The sequence below is a fragment of the Xenorhabdus sp. SGI 60 genome (assembly GCF_056632175.1).
This window is the reverse complement of sequence record NZ_CP196860.1, coordinates 443,373-461,353: the sequence shown is the minus strand read 5'-3', so window position 1 is coordinate 461,353 and position 17,981 is coordinate 443,373. Positions and strand designations below refer to the sequence as shown.

The 17,981-nt window shown below is 45.4% G+C and carries 17 protein-coding genes and 1 pseudogene; 8 read left to right on the top strand and 10 right to left on the bottom strand.

The genetic code is table 11. The features are described from left to right. Positions 1-13 precede the first annotated feature (13 nt). From ACSJJG_RS02080 to ACSJJG_RS02065, 4 genes are all read left to right on the top strand, one after another. Positions 14-274, top strand: coding sequence for a hypothetical protein (locus tag ACSJJG_RS02080; RefSeq protein WP_481088291.1), 261 nt, complete (start codon positions 14-16; stop codon positions 272-274). Between the two features lie 126 nt (positions 275-400). Next, positions 401-667, top strand: coding sequence for a hypothetical protein (locus ACSJJG_RS02075; RefSeq protein ID WP_481088290.1), 267 nt, complete (start codon positions 401-403; stop codon positions 665-667). Between the two features lie 75 nt (positions 668-742). Beyond that, a complete protein-coding gene (locus ACSJJG_RS02070) occupies positions 743-1,027 on the top strand; it encodes a DUF2931 family protein (RefSeq protein WP_481088289.1) in 285 nt (94 codons plus the stop codon). Positions 1,028-1,768: 741 nt separating this feature from the next. Further along, a complete protein-coding gene (locus ACSJJG_RS02065; protein ID WP_481088288.1) occupies positions 1,769-2,509 on the top strand; it encodes a hypothetical protein in 741 nt (246 codons plus the stop codon). A 94-nt stretch (positions 2,510-2,603) separates the two neighbouring features. On the opposite strand, the pseudogene ACSJJG_RS02060 reads toward ACSJJG_RS02065, so the two are convergent. The 10 genes and pseudogenes from ACSJJG_RS02060 to mreB form a co-directional block, all read right to left on the bottom strand. Next, positions 2,604-2,865: pseudogene (locus tag ACSJJG_RS02060) on the bottom strand (barstar family protein). 191 nt (positions 2,866-3,056) lie between these two features. Beyond that, complete coding sequence (gene tldD, locus ACSJJG_RS02055; RefSeq protein ID WP_481088287.1) at positions 3,057-4,502, bottom strand: metalloprotease TldD; 1,446 nt, start codon at positions 4,500-4,502, stop codon at positions 3,057-3,059. A gap of 18 nt (positions 4,503-4,520) precedes the next feature. After that, on the bottom strand, positions 4,521-5,369 hold the full coding sequence (nit1, locus tag ACSJJG_RS02050; protein WP_481088286.1) for a deaminated glutathione amidase: 849 nt from the start codon (positions 5,367-5,369) through the stop codon (positions 4,521-4,523). After that, positions 5,366-6,985 (bottom strand): YhdP family protein, encoded by a 1,620-nt coding sequence (locus ACSJJG_RS02045; RefSeq protein WP_481088285.1) that lies wholly within the window; start codon positions 6,983-6,985, stop codon positions 5,366-5,368. Before ACSJJG_RS02045 ends, nit1 begins: the two co-directional genes overlap by 4 nt. Next, complete coding sequence (locus ACSJJG_RS02040) at positions 6,963-9,179, bottom strand: YhdP family protein (protein WP_481088284.1); 2,217 nt, start codon at positions 9,177-9,179, stop codon at positions 6,963-6,965. The genes ACSJJG_RS02045 and ACSJJG_RS02040 overlap by 23 nt, the downstream gene beginning before the upstream one ends. Before the next feature lie 107 nt (positions 9,180-9,286). Further along, positions 9,287-10,756, bottom strand: coding sequence for a ribonuclease G (rng, locus tag ACSJJG_RS02035; RefSeq protein ID WP_481088283.1), 1,470 nt, complete (start codon positions 10,754-10,756; stop codon positions 9,287-9,289). Further along, complete coding sequence (locus ACSJJG_RS02030) at positions 10,753-11,340, bottom strand: Maf family protein (RefSeq protein ID WP_481088282.1); 588 nt, start codon at positions 11,338-11,340, stop codon at positions 10,753-10,755. The genes rng and ACSJJG_RS02030 overlap by 4 nt, the downstream gene beginning before the upstream one ends. 77 nt (positions 11,341-11,417) lie before the next feature. Beyond that, positions 11,418-11,906: a rod shape-determining protein MreD gene (gene mreD / locus ACSJJG_RS02025; protein WP_481088281.1), complete on the bottom strand. Its 489-nt coding sequence runs from the start codon at positions 11,904-11,906 to the stop codon at positions 11,418-11,420. Continuing rightward, complete coding sequence (gene mreC / locus ACSJJG_RS02020; RefSeq protein WP_481088280.1) at positions 11,903-12,904, bottom strand: rod shape-determining protein MreC; 1,002 nt, start codon at positions 12,902-12,904, stop codon at positions 11,903-11,905. Before mreC ends, mreD begins: the two co-directional genes overlap by 4 nt. A gap of 108 nt (positions 12,905-13,012) precedes the next feature. After that, positions 13,013-14,056: a rod shape-determining protein MreB gene (gene mreB / locus ACSJJG_RS02015; RefSeq protein ID WP_481088279.1), complete on the bottom strand. Its 1,044-nt coding sequence runs from the start codon at positions 14,054-14,056 to the stop codon at positions 13,013-13,015. Between the two features lie 482 nt (positions 14,057-14,538). Here mreB and acuI point away from each other — a divergent pair, with 482 nt between their 5' ends. The 4 genes from acuI (at position 14,539) to accC (ending at position 17,958) form a co-directional block, all read left to right on the top strand. Beyond that, entirely contained in the window at positions 14,539-15,513 is a 975-nt protein-coding gene (gene acuI, locus ACSJJG_RS02010; protein ID WP_481088278.1) for an acrylyl-CoA reductase (NADPH), read from the top strand. A gap of 155 nt (positions 15,514-15,668) precedes the next feature. Then, positions 15,669-16,121, top strand: a complete 453-nt coding sequence (gene aroQ / locus ACSJJG_RS02005; protein WP_481088277.1) for a type II 3-dehydroquinate dehydratase — start codon at positions 15,669-15,671, stop codon at positions 16,119-16,121. 27 nt (positions 16,122-16,148) lie between these two features. Beyond that, the gene (accB, locus tag ACSJJG_RS02000) at positions 16,149-16,595 is read left to right on the top strand and encodes an acetyl-CoA carboxylase biotin carboxyl carrier protein (RefSeq protein ID WP_481088276.1); all 447 of its coding nucleotides are present in this window, start codon (positions 16,149-16,151) and stop codon (positions 16,593-16,595) included. Positions 16,596-16,608: 13 nt separating this feature from the next. Further along, complete coding sequence (gene accC, locus ACSJJG_RS01995) at positions 16,609-17,958, top strand: acetyl-CoA carboxylase biotin carboxylase subunit (protein ID WP_481088275.1); 1,350 nt, start codon at positions 16,609-16,611, stop codon at positions 17,956-17,958. The last annotated feature ends 23 nt before the right edge of the window (positions 17,959-17,981 follow it).

Below are 17,981 nucleotides of genomic sequence, written 5' to 3'. Positions count from 1 at the left end.
AAGGAAAACAAAAATGAGTCAGTTAGATCCGACGAATTGTATTGATTGCCAAAAAATACTGAAACACTGGATTGAATTTCAACTTGTGGATGAGCAGGGTAAACCATTGGTGGGGATGCCTTATAAACTGATAAGTCAGGGAAATAAAACATTTCCGCACAGGTGTTACCGATGGGGAGGGACTCTTGCGGGAAGAAAATCTACCGCCCATGCCTGTAAGACTATCCATATCAGCACAACCACTGGCAGATCATTGCTCATCCCACTGGAATAGTGTGGTAATAAAAGATGAACAGATTCAGGGCGGTGTAAGTGCGTTAGAGTTAATCAGTTTTGTGAACCGCCCTTGTGAAAAATGACACCGAGCCATCTTTGATATTACCGGTAAGGATATTTCAAAATGAGAAATAAAAAAACATGGGTCTTATTATTGAGTCTAGGCATGATAGTGGGATTAACTGCCTGCCAGTCTTATCTACCCGGCAAACGGGTAGTAAATTACAAGCCTATTGTACGCCACAGTGAACCGCTGCCTTATGATAAATGGTGGTTTAAAGTTACACACCCGAAATATTTTCCTGCCAGTATCAGCTTTGTCCAATTTCAGGATGAGGATAACTATATTGTGCAAAAATTTATGCCGGATGGTGCAAAACCCAGATTATAAAAGTTTACATGGCTGGAATAAACGAATATGGGCAAGTAGTGGTATTCGAAACTATGGAGAAGCCCTTCCCCTTCATTGACCGTTTGCTGGGATTCAGTAATTGATAAAAAATCGTATCAGACAACCTTTAAATTTACGTCAGATGTAAGGCAACTGATGCGTGAACCTGCTTTCTACCCCAGATATGAAAAACAGCCACCTGATTACCGAAAAGTTATTTATATCGGTTTAGCACCAAGTGGTATAGCTCGCGCATGGTTAAGCGGCATCGATAAGAATAACGGCGATAATATCTTAATTGCCACCGGTGAATCGGTTTTCGGCGATAAAATGACAGTATGTCAGGGAAAAACAAACTAGTCCTGATGGCTATAGCGGAATATTCCAAACGTATTAAAGATTTTATCAAAGGGAAAAAATATCCCTATGGTGAGTGGTAACACAGTTGCCCTGAAACCATCACAACATCATGAGCCAACACGAATTATTTGTAGTTTCTGATGTTGTAGTTGATTCAATCATTAAAAACCAAACCTTTCAGGTAATAAGATTATGACGACAAACAAAGCCGTTCTTTTATTAAATAACACCACCGATCACGGTGGAAAAGTGATTATTGCTATTGGTGGTTACACATATAACTGTATTTACTACCATCATTAAATGAAAAAACTCAAAAAGATACTGCCGAATTTATCGAGCAACAAGCACAGTCGAAGATAGATCAGTTCAGGCAGCAAGAAATAAGTTCTTTATACCCAGATAATAATGAAAACTCTACTGATAAGGAGGGACTAGGAGCTTTAGATCATAGTAGTACCTTATATTCACGTTATATTGACCAGAGATTAAGAGAACTGTGCGCGCTTCCCCCAAATAAAAAATTTCAAAGATCTAATGAAGACTTGTCATTTTTGGAAAGTGAACCAACCTCCATTCGGGCAATGCAGAATAGAAAAAAGATTAGAAAACACTATTTTTTAATGGAAATAGATAATCAGCTAGCAAGTACACTAGAAGTTACTCGAAATGATAAAATAGGTTCATTAGCCTTGCAACGTTATTCTGAAAAACGATAAAAAATAATGAGGAGTCATAGAAATGGCAATAAAATTTATGCCAATAACATTATTACCACTAACTCTGTGTTTGACCGGATGTGACTTTTTATCGAGTATTATCTCGGAATCTTGGAATTCTTATAGAAATAATGCTAACCCATTCTTTCCGCCCCAAGAAAATAAATGGATCACGGTTGAAGGCATTGTTCCACCAAATACCAAACCGAGCTTAAAAGGTGGTTATACCTCAGTTAAGTGTCTTTCTGCTCATCATACCGCGGGTGGTACGCTTTATCATGAACCTAATCATCATTGGAATAAATTTAATATCTTAGTTAATCCAAAGACAGGTTACTTTAAGGAGAAAATACCTTCATATGGAGGTGGATGGTGCCAATGGAGAATCGATACTATTACCATATCTCTTTCGTATATAAATGTTGAACATATAATGAAAGGAGCTATTCCCTACACTGGAACTGGTATAAAAGCGTTCATTAATGGAGCAAAAAAACCTGAAAGTATGAAGGAAATGCTAAATACGATTGATTACCGACCAATTATTTACCCTTTTTTAAGAAAAGATTACGATGTTCCTAATCAAATAGGTTTGTATGGTAAATCTGGTGGGTTAACATATTTTGGGTTAAGACTGATAGATGGAAATGAATGGAAAATTACCTATAAACCTATTTTAAATGAAACTAAAATACCTAAGATTATAATTCCTGGGGTGACGAACCATCCAGAGTTGAATACCCTGATGGTAAGGTTGATTTAGGCAGGGATTCTTATTGATTATTGGAAAATAAATAATACATCCCAATGGGAATAGTTATCAAAGCATGCCGACAACATCCAACAAAAGAAAAAACTCAATCTATCACATTAAACCGAAATTCCCTTTCCAGCTCTTTTTTCGGCTTCTTCTAACAACAATATTACTGCCGCAAAGCACGTTCTTTTTTGCGGAGTCACGTGGATAAAATTAATCTCAACAGGTAACTGAATATAGCCAGTCACTGTATCCCACAGTGCATTCAGGTTGACACCAAAATCATCCCCAAGATCAAAGCGCTGTTTGAATTCATCATAGAAAGCGTTCCAACCAAGACGACGGGCCTGCTTCTTCGTCATGCAATAGTCTGGCAATGTGTGATGCTGGCGCAGATAGCCCGCAACACGGTTTTGTTCAGTCAGAACATCAATCTGTTCTTTCTCTGAGCTGGCAAAGGCGGTATATATGACAGCCAAAACCAATAATACCGTCCCGGGATGCTCTTTTTCATGATGACCTCAAGCTATGCGTTCTATTGCTCAAGAAATTATCAGGCTGTTCCACCTACGGTTAGGTTATCCAGTTTCAACGTTGGCTGACCAACACCTACTGGTACACTTTGGCCTTCCTTACCGCAAACCCCTACACCTTTGTCGAGAGCCAAATCATTTCCAACCATTGAGATCTGCTGCATAGCTTCAATCCCCGAACCAATCAAGGTCGCACCTTTTACTGGCTTGGTGATTTTGCCGTTTTCAATCAAATAGGCTTCAGAGGTTGAGAAAACAAATTTACCCGATGTGATATCCACCTGACCGCCACCGAAATTCGGTGCATACAGCCCACGATCCACACTGGCGATAATTTCTTCTGGTGTGGAATTCCCCGCCAGCATATAGGTATTAGTCATACGTGGCATCGGCAAGTGGGCATAGGATTCACGGCGGCCGTTACCTGTCGGAACCACCCCCATCAAGCGAGCGTTGAGTTTATCCTGCATGTAGCCTTTCAAAATGCCATTTTCGATCAGGACATTGTATTGCCCCGGAACGCCTTCATCATCAATCGCCAGTGAACCACGGCGACCTTCAAGTGTCCCATCATCCACTACGGTACAGAGCTCTGAGGCCATTTTTTGCCCAACCTGACCAGAGAAAACAGAAGTTCCGCGGCGGTTAAAATCTCCTTCCAGACCGTGCCCCACCGCTTCATGTAGCAGAACTCCCGGCCATCCAGCACCCAATACGACAGGCATAGTGCCCGCAGGCGCTGCAACCGCTGACAAGTTGATCAGTGCCATGCGAACCGCTTCACGCGCAAACTGCTCTGCCAGAATCTGACCATTTTCAGTACGCAGGAAATATTCGTAACCATAACGAGCACCACCGCCACTTCCGCCACGCTCACGCTTACCCTCTTCTTCCACCAATACACTGACAGAAAGGCGTACCAATGGGCGAATATCTGCTGCCAATGTACCGTCTGTCGCCGCCACCAGCACTTGTTCATAAACACCGGTCAGGCTGGCACTCACTTCCTGTACTCGGGGATCTTCCGCCCGTGCAATTTGATCGAGGCGATGCAACAAAGCCATTTTTTCTTCCCGGCTCATGCTCTGCAAAGGATCAATGGCCGGATAAAGTGCCTTATGCGTCACTGCTCCTAACGTGTGCGAAATGCCATTACCCGCTTCCCGCACGATGCTGCGCGCAGCCTGAGCGCTTTGCTGTAACGCATTTAAGGTAATTTGATCTGCGTAAGCAAAACCCGTTTTTTCTCCGCTAATCGCGCGAACGCCCACACCTTGATCGATATTATAGGAACCCTCTTTGATGATGCGGTCTTCCAATACCCATGTTTCATGATAACTGGCTTGGAAATAGAGATCGGCATAATCCAAACGACGTTCCGACAATTGGCCCAGTACCGAAAATAAGTCTTGATGATTCAAATTATTAGCAGCCAGTAAATGTTCACTGACATAAGTTAAACTCATATTGATTACTCTTTTATCTTAATTTGTATTCTTTTTTATCAAAGAAGTCAGTTGTGGACGGAAGCGATTGTGTTTCACCACTTTTATCTGCTCACGCATGTGAGTCAAACTCTCCCGACGGATATTAAGCTGTAATGCGCTGACAGTCAGAGGATTTTTCTTGATAATTTCTCCCCAGCCACTGACCGCCATGGTGTGTCCCCATGTCCTGCGAGTGCCATGTACACCAACCTGGGCAGGTGCCAGAATAATACATTGATTCTCAATGGCACGAGCTCTCAGCAAGGGTTCCCAATGCGCCTTACCCGTCAAGCGGGTGAACGCCGCAGGGACGGAAATAAGCTCCGCCCCCTGTTCACGCAATGCCTGAAAGAGTCCCGGGAAACGCAGATCATAACAGATAGCCATCCCCAGGCGACCCACCGGCGTATCAACAACAGTAATATGTTCCCCACGCTGGTAAATAGTAGATTCGTTATAGGCACTGTGTTCGTCGTTGATATTGGCATCAAACATGTGAATTTTGTCGTAACGAGCTAGAATTTCTCCTTGATCATCAAACAGCAGGCTACTGCTGGTGATACGAGTAGGATCTTCCCGACTAACCAGCGGCATAGAGCCAATCAGCAGCCAAACACCGTAACGTTGCGCGATTTCGCTCACAGCTTGTTGCAATGGCCCATCTCCCTGCGTTTCTGCATGTGCGCGGTAGGTATCAGCATCAGCGAACAACAGGGCATTTTCGGGTGTCAGAACCAGTTTGACTGTCTCTGGTAATTGCCTAATCTGCTGTTCAATTTGCGCTAGATTATGTTTGACATTCGTACCACTGCATAATTGTAAAAGTGCAACATTAGCATTTCTCATGACCCTTTATTCTCCTTAAGCTGACGTAAAACTTCATCAATTTTAGGCTGTTCAAGGCTGCCCGTTAGCCGATAGCGAATTACCGATATTTTGCTCCATAGGGGCCTCAGTACTTTTGTCGCAGCAAAAATTGCGGCTCCAGCCACCGGATTGACGGCAAAGGCCGTTGCGACGCCCACCGTTGTCGAAATTTCTGGCGTGATGACCAGTTCCATATTGATCTGACGATGAACTAAATCTGTCCGCCCTGTAGCATTAATGTCCGCTGCCAATCCATCAATGAGAAAGTTATCGGTATATATGACGCCATTTTTTATCGTCGCGTCACCACGAATGGAATCAAAGTTGAAATCATTACTGAATGTGTCACTGAAATCCAATTGTAATTTACGCAACAACGCATCAAAGCTGATAAGCCTGAATAATTGCCCAGCTCTGCCACCGCCCAATTTGGCGATAGCCCCTTTTTTCATGTCTCCAGTCAACGTGCCATTCAATGTCTTGAGATCTGGCTGCCACGGGATATTGTGCCATTTCAAATTGAAATCAAATTTGAAAGGCGCATCCACAATTGGAACGATGAAGCCCAAATAAGCGGCCATATCATCGAATTTTTCGCCTGATAACTGCCCTTTGATATGGCTATAACTGCCGGTATGGTTTTCATACCAACGCCCGGATAATGTCAGGTTTCCGGCACTGTTTTCCATTTGTCCATTGGTCAAAACCAGAGAATCACCTTCTGGCTTGAGCGAGCCAGATACTTTGCCGAGTTTTAATCCAGCCACCCAGCATTCTGCGCATTTAACATCCAATGCAGGCCAATTGTTCAAAGCATAATGGGGAACTGGCGCCTTTTCTGACATTAACTTTTTGTCATCAACCGACGAATCTGTCGCAAACAGAGGATCGTAATAAAGATAATTGATTGATGCCTGCATCGGTTTATGTTTTGTAATCAGTAAGTTGCCATCAATTTCTTTCCCCTTTGCATTCACGGTGACTTCACTGTTTTGTTGCATGACATTGAGTGTGAGTTGATTCCAACGCTGTCCAGCAAGATCCAGTGCAGGCAATGAAATTTCAAATATACTTGGCCACAGCGAACCATTCTCTCTCGAGGGCTTCCAATGCAGAAGTTCAAGCAACGGCAATAATTTTTCACCCTCAATGGCAGGCAAGTTTAAAGCCAACAATGATTTTTTCGGCAGAGCAGGAATACCTATATTATCGGTCTGAAAAATACCTCGCTGCAATTTGGCATGGGCTTCTTCCAGCCTCCACTGGGTATTGAAAGCATATCGCTTGCCCATTAATCCTTTGATCTGGAACTGGTTCATATCACCTTCAGCATGGAGATTAACCTTATGCCATTCCCGCAGAGATTCTGTGTCCAATATGGGTAATTGACTGTTCAAATGTGACAAATCTGCATTAATTGCAACACGGTATTTGACGTCACTTTTTGATTCACCAGAAGGTATCGTCACATTGACATCCCCCTGCCAATCCAGCGTTCCAGATAGCTTGTTGCGAATCTCCGTTGAAAGTTCCGGTAATGCCTTCGCCGCCCAATGTGAGTTCAGTTTTACATCAACCTGATAATGTTTTGCCAAGTCTTGGGTAGAAAACTTCCAGGGACAAAGGATTTCCTAGCCAGTGAGCAGACAATGTTTCACTGTTTAACTTGCCATTGTCAAAGCGAAATTTGCCATTGAGATGCGCCATCTCGCTATTCAATGGCTTAATGAACAGATGGGTATCTTTCAGCATCACTTCTCCACTCGCCATAACTTTGCCATGCTGCAAGGGAATATCCATATGGAGTTTTCCATCCACCCTACCACTAAGCTGTAAGTTCTCGAGTGCGCTGCCAATCGAGTCTGCCATCGGACTGTGGTTGAAATAATCATGGATATTCTTCCCGTCTCCAGAGAGTGCCGCATCAATAAACAGCTTATGCTCACCGTAATCTGGGATCACTGCCGAGACGTGGGTCGCTTCCACTTTTCCCAAATGCGCTTTCTGTGCCAGCATCCACAATCCATTGTTCTGGAAATTCAGATCGATATTCAAATCAAACAGCGCCGGCCAATCGGGTTGGTATTGAAAGGTGGCATGGCGCAGCGGTATAACTACCTGAAATTGCCCATTGTTCTGTTTAAACGGGAAATCATGCGGATCACCATGAAAAACCAAGGTCGCATTATCGACCTTTCCCTTAATCAAGGAGGCGGTCAAATAGTCTGTCAGGGATCCCCCCAGCAGTGGCTTGGGAAAATAGCGCCAGGCTTCACCCAGGTCATTGGCTCGAATTCCCGCTAACATGGCTAAAACAGGCGGTTTACTGTGAGGTTTTAGGTAATGGAAATTCCCATTGAGCCACAGCGATTTGGCCTGCAAATCCAGCCCCTGGCTCCATACTTCCAGGCCATTTTGACCATTTCTCCAGGATACCTGCCCTTCGCTGCGGGTAATCTCAAGCGGAGCCTGAAACATATTGCCATAATCAATGGTGCTGTTTTTCAGTACAAGATTGAGCTTTCCCCACTGCTTATTCCCCTCTAACCTGCCACTGAAATGGTTGATTGAGGGCAATTCCTTCCAACGTAACCAACTTACATCCTGCCATTTCAGACGAATTCCCATGTCATCGGAAAGCGCTGGCGTGATATCGAGGGCAAAATGGTCAATCATCCCCTTTGGCTGTCGATGCTGCCAATCCTTGACCGTATCCGGTGTCACAAAAGAGAGTATCGGTAATATCCCGTTTAAATATTCAAGCTGAATATTTTCGGCACGAATACGCCAGTGATCATTACCCTGATATTGCTGTGACTGCTTAATATACAGTGTCGCGAGCTTCCCTTCAGGCCACGGTTGCTCATCAATTTTCAGGCTTGCTAGATTTGGGGCTTCAAACAACCACCCTTCATCCTGGCGACGCATCTGCACAAGGAAGTCACGCACTTCAAGCCGATGTTTTTCATTTTCGACATGCCAATTGGCGCCACCGTGCCTAAGCTGCAAACGTCCACTATCAATCCGCCCATTCTGCAAGGTAATCCAACTGGCTAAACTGAAATGGGCATTATCCAACCCTGTATTATCCCTTAACCAACGGCTCAGCCACAGCCGCATGTCGATATCATCGGCCTGCAAATAAACGGTGCCATTATCCAAAATCCCATCACTATCTTTCAGGTCAAGCTTCACCTGGATAATACCTTCTTGCCCATTAATCGAAGAGAGGCTTACGCTGCCTTGTGCCCGATGGCGATTATCTTGATTCAGCCATGTTAGCTGCGGTAATAGCAAATCGGCTTTTTCACCTGATGGCGTAAAAAAGGTCAATCGGCTGTCATGTAAATCAAAATGATTGAATTGTTCAAGAAACAGGGTGGAGAGGCTATCCGGCTGAGAAAACCTGTTTTCGCCCTCTGCGCCAAACAGAGCTTTATCGTAATTTACCTGAAGCTGGTAAAAGGAGAGATCACGAAAATGCCAGCGCCGTTGTAACAGTGAGCGCCAGACATCCAAAGAAAGCATAACCTTTTTGGCGTGAATATCGACATCTGCCGTTTTCGCGCTGATATCGCGGATTTCCAGACTAGGGCCAAAAGGCTCCCAATGACCTTTTATGTCGCCAATATTGACAGGAATGTTTGTCACGTCAGCAATTTTTTCGACTAATTGTTGACGATATTCATTGATGTGTGGCAGGAAGAAACGCAACCCGCTGACAAGCAAAGCCACAATGATAATGACTATTGCGGCTGTCGCTAATAGTATCCCCGGCAGTCGCTTCACGCATTTCTCCTTGGTTGCCAGCGCTATTTCTCTGCAAGCTAGTTTCTATAAATCGTCTTCTACAGACTCGCTTTTACAAACTAGCTCTTACAAATTAACTGATTGTGTTACATCATAATGACGTCAAATTTCTCCTGACTGTAACGTTGTTCCGTCTGCACTTTGACCTGTTTACCCACAAAAATTTCCACCTCTGCCAATGCGTGGGACTCATCCCCTTTTAGGGCTTCACTTACGGCTGGCGAGGCATAAACCAGAAAACGAGTGGCATCAATTGCACGGTTGACGCGTACAATTTCACGCAAGATTTCATAACAGACGGTTTCGACGGATTTTACCGTGCCACGCCCCTGACACGTTGGACAATTATCACACAAGATATGTTCGATACTTTCCCGTGTCCGCTTGCGCGTCATCTCCACCAAACCCAATTGTGAAAAACCATTGATGGTGGTTTTCACCCTATCTTTGCTTAATGCCTGTTCCAAGGAAGCTAATACACGGCGACGGTGTTCTTCATTACCCATATCAATAAAATCAATGATAATGATACCCCCCAAATTACGCAGCCTTAATTGTCGGGCGATCGCCTGTGTTGCTTCGATATTAGTATTAAAGATAGTCTCATCTAAGTTGCGATGCCCAACAAAAGCACCGGTATTAATATCAATTGTCGTCATGGCTTCTGTCTGATCAATAATCAGATAGCCGCCTGACTTTAATTCCACCTTACGTTCCAGCGCCCGTTGAATTTCATTTTCCACGCCGTACAGATCAAATATCGGTTGATTTCCCTGATAATGTTCCAGTTTAGCGTTCATTTCAGGAATGTATTCATCAATAAATTCCTGCAATTGGAGAAATGTTTGGTGGGAATCGACCCGAATGCGATCAAGGGAAGCGCCAACAAAATCCCGTAACACACGCTGCGCCAGCGCTAATTCACCATAGACCTTGTTTTTGGTGATATTGCGTTTCTTACGCTCAATCACTTTACTCCACAGGCGCTTTAAAAATGCTGCATCTTGTACCAGCTCTTCTTTCCCCACCCCTTCAGCGGCCGTGCGGATAATAAACCCACCATGCTCATCACAATACTCCGTAACGATGCTTTTTAGGCGTTCACGCTCTTCTTTGCTCTCTATGCGCTGTGAAACACCAACATGCGATGCTCCCGGCATAAACACCAAATAACGTGACGGTAAGGTAATATCCGTTGTCAAACGGGCACCTTTTGTCCCCAGAGGATCTTTCACTACCTGAACCAGTAAATCCTGCCCCTGACGCACCAATTCAGCAATATCTCTGACATGAAAATTTTTCCGCTCTTCGCCGGCAATACACTCAGTATGGGGCACAATATCCGAAGCGTGCAAAAAAGCGGCTTTTTCCAGACCAATATCGACAAAAGCCGCTTGCATACCCGGTAAAACCCGACTCACACGCCCTTTGTAAATGTTTCCGGCAATGCCCCTTTTGGCTTCCCGCTCAATATGAATTTCTTGTAAGATACCGCCATCAATATAAGCAACCCGCGTTTCGGATGGTGTTATATTGACTAATAACTCTGCTGTCATGAATAGACCTTCCCATCAGCTAACGCTAAAAATCGTGTGATTAATTCATACGTTTCCACCAATGGTAAGCCGACAACAGCGTGGTAACTGCCATTAATTTTTCTGACAAAACAACCGCCTTTACCTTGAATGCCATAAGCGCCGGCTTTATCCATTGGCTCCCCAGTGGCAATATATTCCTGTATTTCCCGTTGGGACAACTGGCGGAATATCACATCTGTAATGACTATCTCACTCAAGGTATGTTGATTGTTCGATAAAGCAACAGCCGTCATTACCTGATGGCACTGACCAGACAAACCGTTAAGCATTTCCACAGCGTGTTGCTGATTTCGCGGTTTTTCCAAAATTCGGTTATTCAATACAACAATGGTATCAGCCCCCAGAACGGGGTAAGCATGTGGTGCAATGGCTACGCCAGCCTGGGCTTTCTCTCTGGCTAATCGAGTAACATATTGCTGTGGAGACTCTCCCGCACGCCATTTTTCTTCGACCTGAGATGCCAGGATTTCAAAATTAAAATCCAATAATTCCACCAGCTCACGCCGTCTTGGGGAGCCAGAAGCTAAGTAAATGGTTTTCATCGCGAATAATCCTTAGGAGTCTATCCCATCAGCTATTTTTTGTTATATACCTTTGCTTTTTAAATACAGAACCCACTTTAACGGACTGAAAATTGACGACGGATTTTCCGCATTAATAAGAATAGCCAAGGCCAGAGAATACCATTGACCACCCCATTCCAAAACACTTCTGGGTGAAAGAGGGTCTTTAGTAACAGAGCATGGATCAGAAAAACGCAGAGGTTCATCAATGTCGAAAGACCGACCACAACCAGGGCTTGCTGCCAAAGTGCCATATTGCGGATAAGCTGAAATTTGAATGCGACCAGAAAACTGATAATGCTAAATGCCAAAGCATGTGCTCCCAAAATACTTCCGTGCAACAGGTCAGTAATAATCCCCAAGACAAAGCCAGTACCAACACTGACACGATGGGGAAGCGCAAGCAACCAATACACTAAGCACAACATCAGTAAGGTAGGCCGAAACATAAAAAACTGCTCCGGCCACGGCATAATCTGTAGCACTATTGCAATCAGGAAAGATAACCAAATGACCCAGCGTCCTTGGCTATGATATTGACTCATTGACGATTTCCTGTAGCTGGTAATGACGGTTTTTCCGCTGGCGCTTCTGCTGATTTTGGTGCCAGCAAATGCGGTGACTCATTTGATGGATTTGGCAACACTTGCGGTAACATCTGCATCAGACGTTCATTAGCAGCGCGGTATACTTCCGAAGGTAGTAATGGTTCAGAGGGATCATTATCTCCCCCCCACAATAGGAGTAAATAGCGCAAGCGCCGCAATTCAGCCAACGGACGGGCACGAATTACTGCATGAGCCCGCTGGTTATCAATTTTGACAGAAGAGACTACAGCCACAGGATAACCTTCAGGAAAACGCCCTCCCAGCCCCGATGTCACCAATACATCACCTACGCGGATGTCTGTATCACTTGGTAAGGGTTCCAGTAGGAGATCATCCGTACACCGGGCTCCACCAGCGATAACACGGATATCATTACGCAGCACCTGCACAGGAATTGCATGAGAGGGATCGCAAATCAACAATATCCGACTGCTCAACTGGCTCACGGCAGTCACTTGACCCACGACACCTCGATCACTGATAACCGGCTGCCCTTCGTACACACCATCCTTCGCCCCTTTATCAATGACAATTTGATCGCGGTATGGGTCCATCCCCCCAGAAATCACCTGCGATACCATCATGTGCTCATCATGACGCAGTGGCGACCCCAGCAATTCACGTAAACGGGAATTTTCTTGTTTCAGTTGCCCCAACAGCAGCAATTTACTGTCCTGTAAACGCAATTCATTACGCAAGGTGCTATTTTCCAGCTCAAGATGATTGCGGCTAACGAAAGATTCTGAGATGCTGTCCAAAAACTGACGCGGTCCGTTGGCAAGAAAATAAAAAGGACTCACAGCCGTATCCATGTAGCTACGGACTTTATTGAAAATACCAAGGCGAGTGTCTACCACCATTAAAATAATGGCAACAATGATAGCAAAAAAGAGTCGTAGTTGCAGAGAAGGCCCTCTGCTAAAAATCGGCTTCATAAATGGCGTATTGTCGAGCTGTGTTGTCTCATAAATGATAAAACTCCGGCACAATCAGCAAGGAGGTCCCAATAAAACATATCCACCTCCCAGCTCGCAGAGTTACTTTCAGTCTTCGCTGAACAGATCGCCACCATGCATGTCGATCATCTCCAGCGCCTTGCCACCACCACGGGCAACACAGGTCAGGGGATCTTCAGCAACAATGACAGGAATGCCGGTTTCTTCCATCAGCAAACGATCAAGATTACGCAGCAACGCACCACCGCCAGTCAGCACCATGCCTCGTTCAGAAATATCGGAGGCCAATTCTGGTGGGCACTGTTCCAGAGCGACCATCACTGCACTCACAATACCCGTTAATGGTTCTTGCAGAGCTTCAAGAATTTCATTGGAATTCAAAGTAAAGCTGCGCGGTACACCTTCAGCAAGGTTACGACCACGTACTTCAATTTCACGTACTTCATCCGTTGGATAGGCAGAACCAATTTCATGTTTGATGCGCTCTGACGTTGCTTCCCCAATCAGGGAGCCATAATTGCGGCGAACATAGTTGATGATGGCTTCATCAAAACGGTCACCACCAATACGCACAGAAGAAGAATAAACAACCCCATTAAGGGAAATAACAGCAACTTCAGTGGTTCCCCCACCAATATCAACGACCATTGAACCCGTTGCTTCGGAAACCGGCAAACCAGCACCGATAGCCGCCGCCATAGGTTCTTCAATTAAAAATACTTCCCGCGCTCCTGCACTTTGGGCGGACTCACGGATGGCACGACGCTCAACCTGAGTCGCACCGACAGGCACACAGACCAAAACGCGCGGACTTGGACGCATGAAGCTGTTATTGTGAACCTGCTTGATAAAATGCTGTAGCATCTTTTCAGTAACATAAAAATCAGCAATAACCCCATCCTTCATGGGACGGATAGCGGCAATATTACCCGGAGTACGTCCCAGCATCTGTTTTGCTTCCAGCCCTACTGCTGCAACGCTTTTTGGTGAACCGGCTCTGTCCTGGCGAATCGCAACGACAGAGGGTTGATCCAATACTATTCCTTGGCCTTTGACATAAATAAGGGTATTGGCAGTACCCAAGTCAATGGACAAATCGTTGGAAAACATGCCACGAAATTTCTTTAACATAACGAAAGGATAATCCTGCAAGCTGGGGACGGAGATTTTCCGTCTACTCTACCAACCACATGAAGCAGCGACAAGGCGCATAATTAACTACTTTTACTACTTCAATAAAAGTGGCCACGTTATTCACATCAGAAATACGATATTCTACGTTACTTTTCTCTAACGGAGCAGAAAAAAACTGCATAAAAATGGGTTAATTCAGCTAATACACCAAAAAACAACATGACAAAGAAAGTCCCAAGGCGAAATAGTTCATGAATTATAAAAACAATAGATGAATTTGGTGAGATATCACAACATTGTTGCCACCCATTTCAGTACATCAGGCTTTATCTATATAAGTTTTATCTATATAGGCTTTATCTATATCTATATTGTAGTAACGCAAAATTGTAATGATACAAAATTGTGGTAATACCAGAATCGTGGTAATGCTAAACAGGTAATAATGTCAGCCAGATACCTATCAAGAGAGGATGATCATGAAAGCTTTATTACTGGAACAACACGAAACATTATCAGCATCTATTCAAGATATTGATGTATCTCAATTACCACCGGGTAATGTGGTCGTTGATATCCATTGGTCAACACTCAATTACAAAGATGCCCTTGCCATCAGTGGCAAAGGGAAGATTATCCGCCAATTTCCGATGGTGCCAGGGATCGATTTTTCAGGTGTTGTCCATCACTGCGAAGATCCCCGTTTTCACGTCGGACAACATGTTTTGCTGACTGGCTGGGGCGTGGGAGAAACGCACTGGGGTGGGCTGGCAGAACAAGCGAAAGTATCTGGTGAATGGCTAACACCTTTACCGCACGCATTAAGTCTCCGACAAGCGATGATCATCGGCACGGCGGGTTTTACTGCCATGTTATGTGTCATGGCGTTGGAACAAGGGGGCGTCACACCGGAAAGCGGAGAAATTGTCGTAACGGGAGCCAGTGGTGGAGTTGGCAGTACGGCAATAACCTTACTGTCACAACTGGGTTATTCCGTCACAGCAATTAGCAGCAAACCCGACAGTCAAGATTACCTGATCTCGCTGGGAGCGAAAGCGGTTTTGCCCGCCAGCAACTTCAACCAGCCATCACGTCCATTAGAAAAACAACGTTGGGCCGGTGTGATAGATACCGTTGGTGGCACGATATTGGCTACCTTGCTGGCACAAGTGCGTTACAACGGTACAGTAGCCGCCTGTGGCATGGCAAGCGACAATCAACTCCCCACGAGCGTAATGCCGTTTATTCTGCGTAATATTCGTTTACAGGGCGTGGAATCTGTCACTGTCCCGGCGTCGAAACGTCCTGCCATTTGGCAGCGTTTGCAAGCGCTATTGCCAGATTCCTTTTATCAGCAAGCCGCTAATGAAATTACATTAGAACAGGTGATCGAATACGCCAATAAGTTGATAAACAATCAAATTACGGGCAGAACAGTGGTGAAAGTGTGCTGATAAGACCAGTATTTAGCTGCTAAATGCCACGATATGTTTATAATGTCGGGCTTTATCGTCAAATTTACAATTCTAGCTATCAGAAAGAGATGACAAACCGTTGACATCGAGTTATCTTGGTCGATTGTTGACAGATTGCCGGAGATACCCGCACAATGGCAGACAAGTTTCGCATTTTACTCTTGAATGGCCCTAATCTGAACCTATTGGGAACACGAGAGCCAGAGACCTACGGCAAGTTAACGCTGGACGACATCGTTAACAAACTGTCAAAAGAAGCTCCACAATCGGGGGCTGAATTATCCCATCTGCAATCCAACGCAGAATCTGAACTGATTGAAAGAATTCATTCTGCGCGGGGCAATACGGATTTTATTTTAATCAACCCTGCGGCATACACGCATACCAGCGTGGCATTGCGCGACGCACTTCTGGCGGTAGGTATCCCATTTATTGAGATTCACCTTTCCAACGTGCATGCCCGCGAACCATTCCGCCACCACTCATATCTTTCCGATATTGCCGTCGGCGTCATCTGCGGATTGGGGGCGGATGGTTATAGTTTCGCATTACAGGCAGCGGTCAACCGCTTGTCAACATCCAACTAATTGACTTAAAAGTACGGAACCACACTCATGGATATTCGTAAGATAAAAAAATTGATCGAGCTGGTTGAAGAATCTGGCATTTCTGAACTGGAAATTTCTGAAGGTGAGGAGTCAGTGCGCATCAGCCGGGTAACGACAGCCGCGGCAATGCCTGTGACCCAGCAATATATTTCTGCACCCGCCCAGCAGCCAGTGCAGGCCGCTGCGCCAGCCATCGCTGACAAACCGGCTGAAATTAGCGGCCACACAGTTCGCTCCCCAATGGTTGGTACGTTTTACCGTTCACCCAGCCCGGATGCAAAACCTTTCATTGAAGTCGGCCAGCATGTTAATCAGGGCGAAACCCTGTGCATCGTTGAAGCGATGAAAATGATGAACCAGATCGAAGCTGACAAATCTGGCGTAGTGAAAGCGATTCTGGTCCAGGACGGTCAACCTGTTGAATTCGACGAGCCACTGGTCGTCATCGAATAACAAGGCGCACCCCATGCTTGAAAAAATTGTCATTGCTAACCGCGGTGAAATTGCACTGCGTATCCTGAGAGCCTGTAAGGAACTTGGGATCAAAACTGTGGCTGTGCACTCTGCGGCAGACCGTGACCTGAAACACGTCCTGCTGGCGGATGAAACCGTCTGCATCGGCCCGGCCGCCTCAGCAAAAAGTTATCTGAATATTCCTGCCATTATCTCTGCGGCGGAAATCACTTGCGCACAGGCAATCCATCCGGGTTATGGCTTCCTGTCCGAAAACGCTGACTTTGCCGAGCAGGTCGAGCGTTCTGGCTTTATTTTCATTGGCCCGAAAGCGGACACCATCCGTTTGATGGGGGATAAAGTTTCCGCTATCAACGCAATGAAAAATGCGGGCGTCCCTTGCGTGCCTGGCTCTGATGGCCCATTGGGTGACGATACCGAGAAAAACAAAGCCATTGCAAACCGCATCGGCTATCCGGTGATCATCAAGGCCTCGGGCGGCGGCGGCGGTCGTGGTATGCGCGTTGTACGCTGCGACAAAGATCTGGAACAATCCATCGCCATGACCCGCGCAGAAGCCAAAGCAGCTTTCAACAACGACATGGTCTACATGGAGAAATTCCTTGAAAACCCACGTCACGTTGAAATTCAGGTTCTGGCTGATGGTCAGGGCAATGCGCTCTATCTGGCTGAACGTGACTGCTCCATGCAGCGCCGTCACCAGAAAGTGGTGGAAGAAGCACCAGCACCAGGCATCCCATCAGAGCTACGCCGTAGCATTGGTGAACGTTGTGCCAATGCCTGTATCGAAATCGGCTATCGCGGAGCGGGTACATTTGAGTTCCTGTACGAAAACGGCGAATTCTATTTTATTGAGATGAATACCCGTATTCAGGTTGAACATCCAGTGACTGAAATGATCACTGGCGTTGACTTGATTAAGGAACAGCTGCGTATCGCCTCTGGTTTACCACTGTCCATCAAACAGAAAGATGTCGAAATCAAAGGCCATGCGATCGAATGCCGTATCAACGCAGAAGATCCGAAAACCTTCCTGCCAAGTCCGGGCAAGATCACCCATTTCCACTCACCGGGTGGATTTGGTGTGCGTTGGGAATCCCATATCTATGCGGGATATACCGTACCGCCTTATTATGATTCTATGATCGGTAAGTTGATCACTTACGGCGAAACCCGTGAAGTGGCAATAGTGCGTATGAAGAACGCACTGGCTGAGTTGATCATTGATGGCATCAAGACCAATATCGATCTGCAACTGGCCATTATGGATGACGAGAACTTCCAGACAGGCGGAACCAATATCCACTATCTGGAGAAGAAACTCGGCTTGCATGATAAGTAAGGTTTCTTTGACCTGAATTAAAA

Bases quoted from the DNA above. Each gene is read 5' to 3' on its own strand.
- ACSJJG_RS02080 (WP_481088291.1), top strand. From the start codon at position 14: ATGAGTCAGTTAGATCCGACGAATTGTATTGATTGCCAAAAAATACTG.
- ACSJJG_RS02075 (WP_481088290.1), top strand. From the start codon at position 401: ATGAGAAATAAAAAAACATGGGTCTTATTATTGAGTCTAGGCATGATA.
- ACSJJG_RS02065 (WP_481088288.1), top strand. From the start codon at position 1,769: ATGGCAATAAAATTTATGCCAATAACATTATTACCACTAACTCTGTGT.
- tldD (WP_481088287.1), bottom strand. From the start codon at position 4,502: ATGAGTTTAACTTATGTCAGTGAACATTTACTGGCTGCTAATAATTTG.
- nit1 (WP_481088286.1), bottom strand. From the start codon at position 5,369: ATGAGAAATGCTAATGTTGCACTTTTACAATTATGCAGTGGTACGAAT.
- rng (WP_481088283.1), bottom strand. From the start codon at position 10,756: ATGACAGCAGAGTTATTAGTCAATATAACACCATCCGAAACGCGGGTT.
- ACSJJG_RS02030 (WP_481088282.1), bottom strand. From the start codon at position 11,340: ATGAAAACCATTTACTTAGCTTCTGGCTCCCCAAGACGGCGTGAGCTG.
- mreD (WP_481088281.1), bottom strand. From the start codon at position 11,906: ATGAGTCAATATCATAGCCAAGGACGCTGGGTCATTTGGTTATCTTTC.
- mreC (WP_481088280.1), bottom strand. From the start codon at position 12,904: ATGAAGCCGATTTTTAGCAGAGGGCCTTCTCTGCAACTACGACTCTTT.
- mreB (WP_481088279.1), bottom strand. From the start codon at position 14,056: ATGTTAAAGAAATTTCGTGGCATGTTTTCCAACGATTTGTCCATTGAC.
- acuI (WP_481088278.1), top strand. From the start codon at position 14,539: ATGAAAGCTTTATTACTGGAACAACACGAAACATTATCAGCATCTATT.
- aroQ (WP_481088277.1), top strand. From the start codon at position 15,669: ATGGCAGACAAGTTTCGCATTTTACTCTTGAATGGCCCTAATCTGAAC.
- accB (WP_481088276.1), top strand. From the start codon at position 16,149: ATGGATATTCGTAAGATAAAAAAATTGATCGAGCTGGTTGAAGAATCT.
- accC (WP_481088275.1), top strand. From the start codon at position 16,609: ATGCTTGAAAAAATTGTCATTGCTAACCGCGGTGAAATTGCACTGCGT.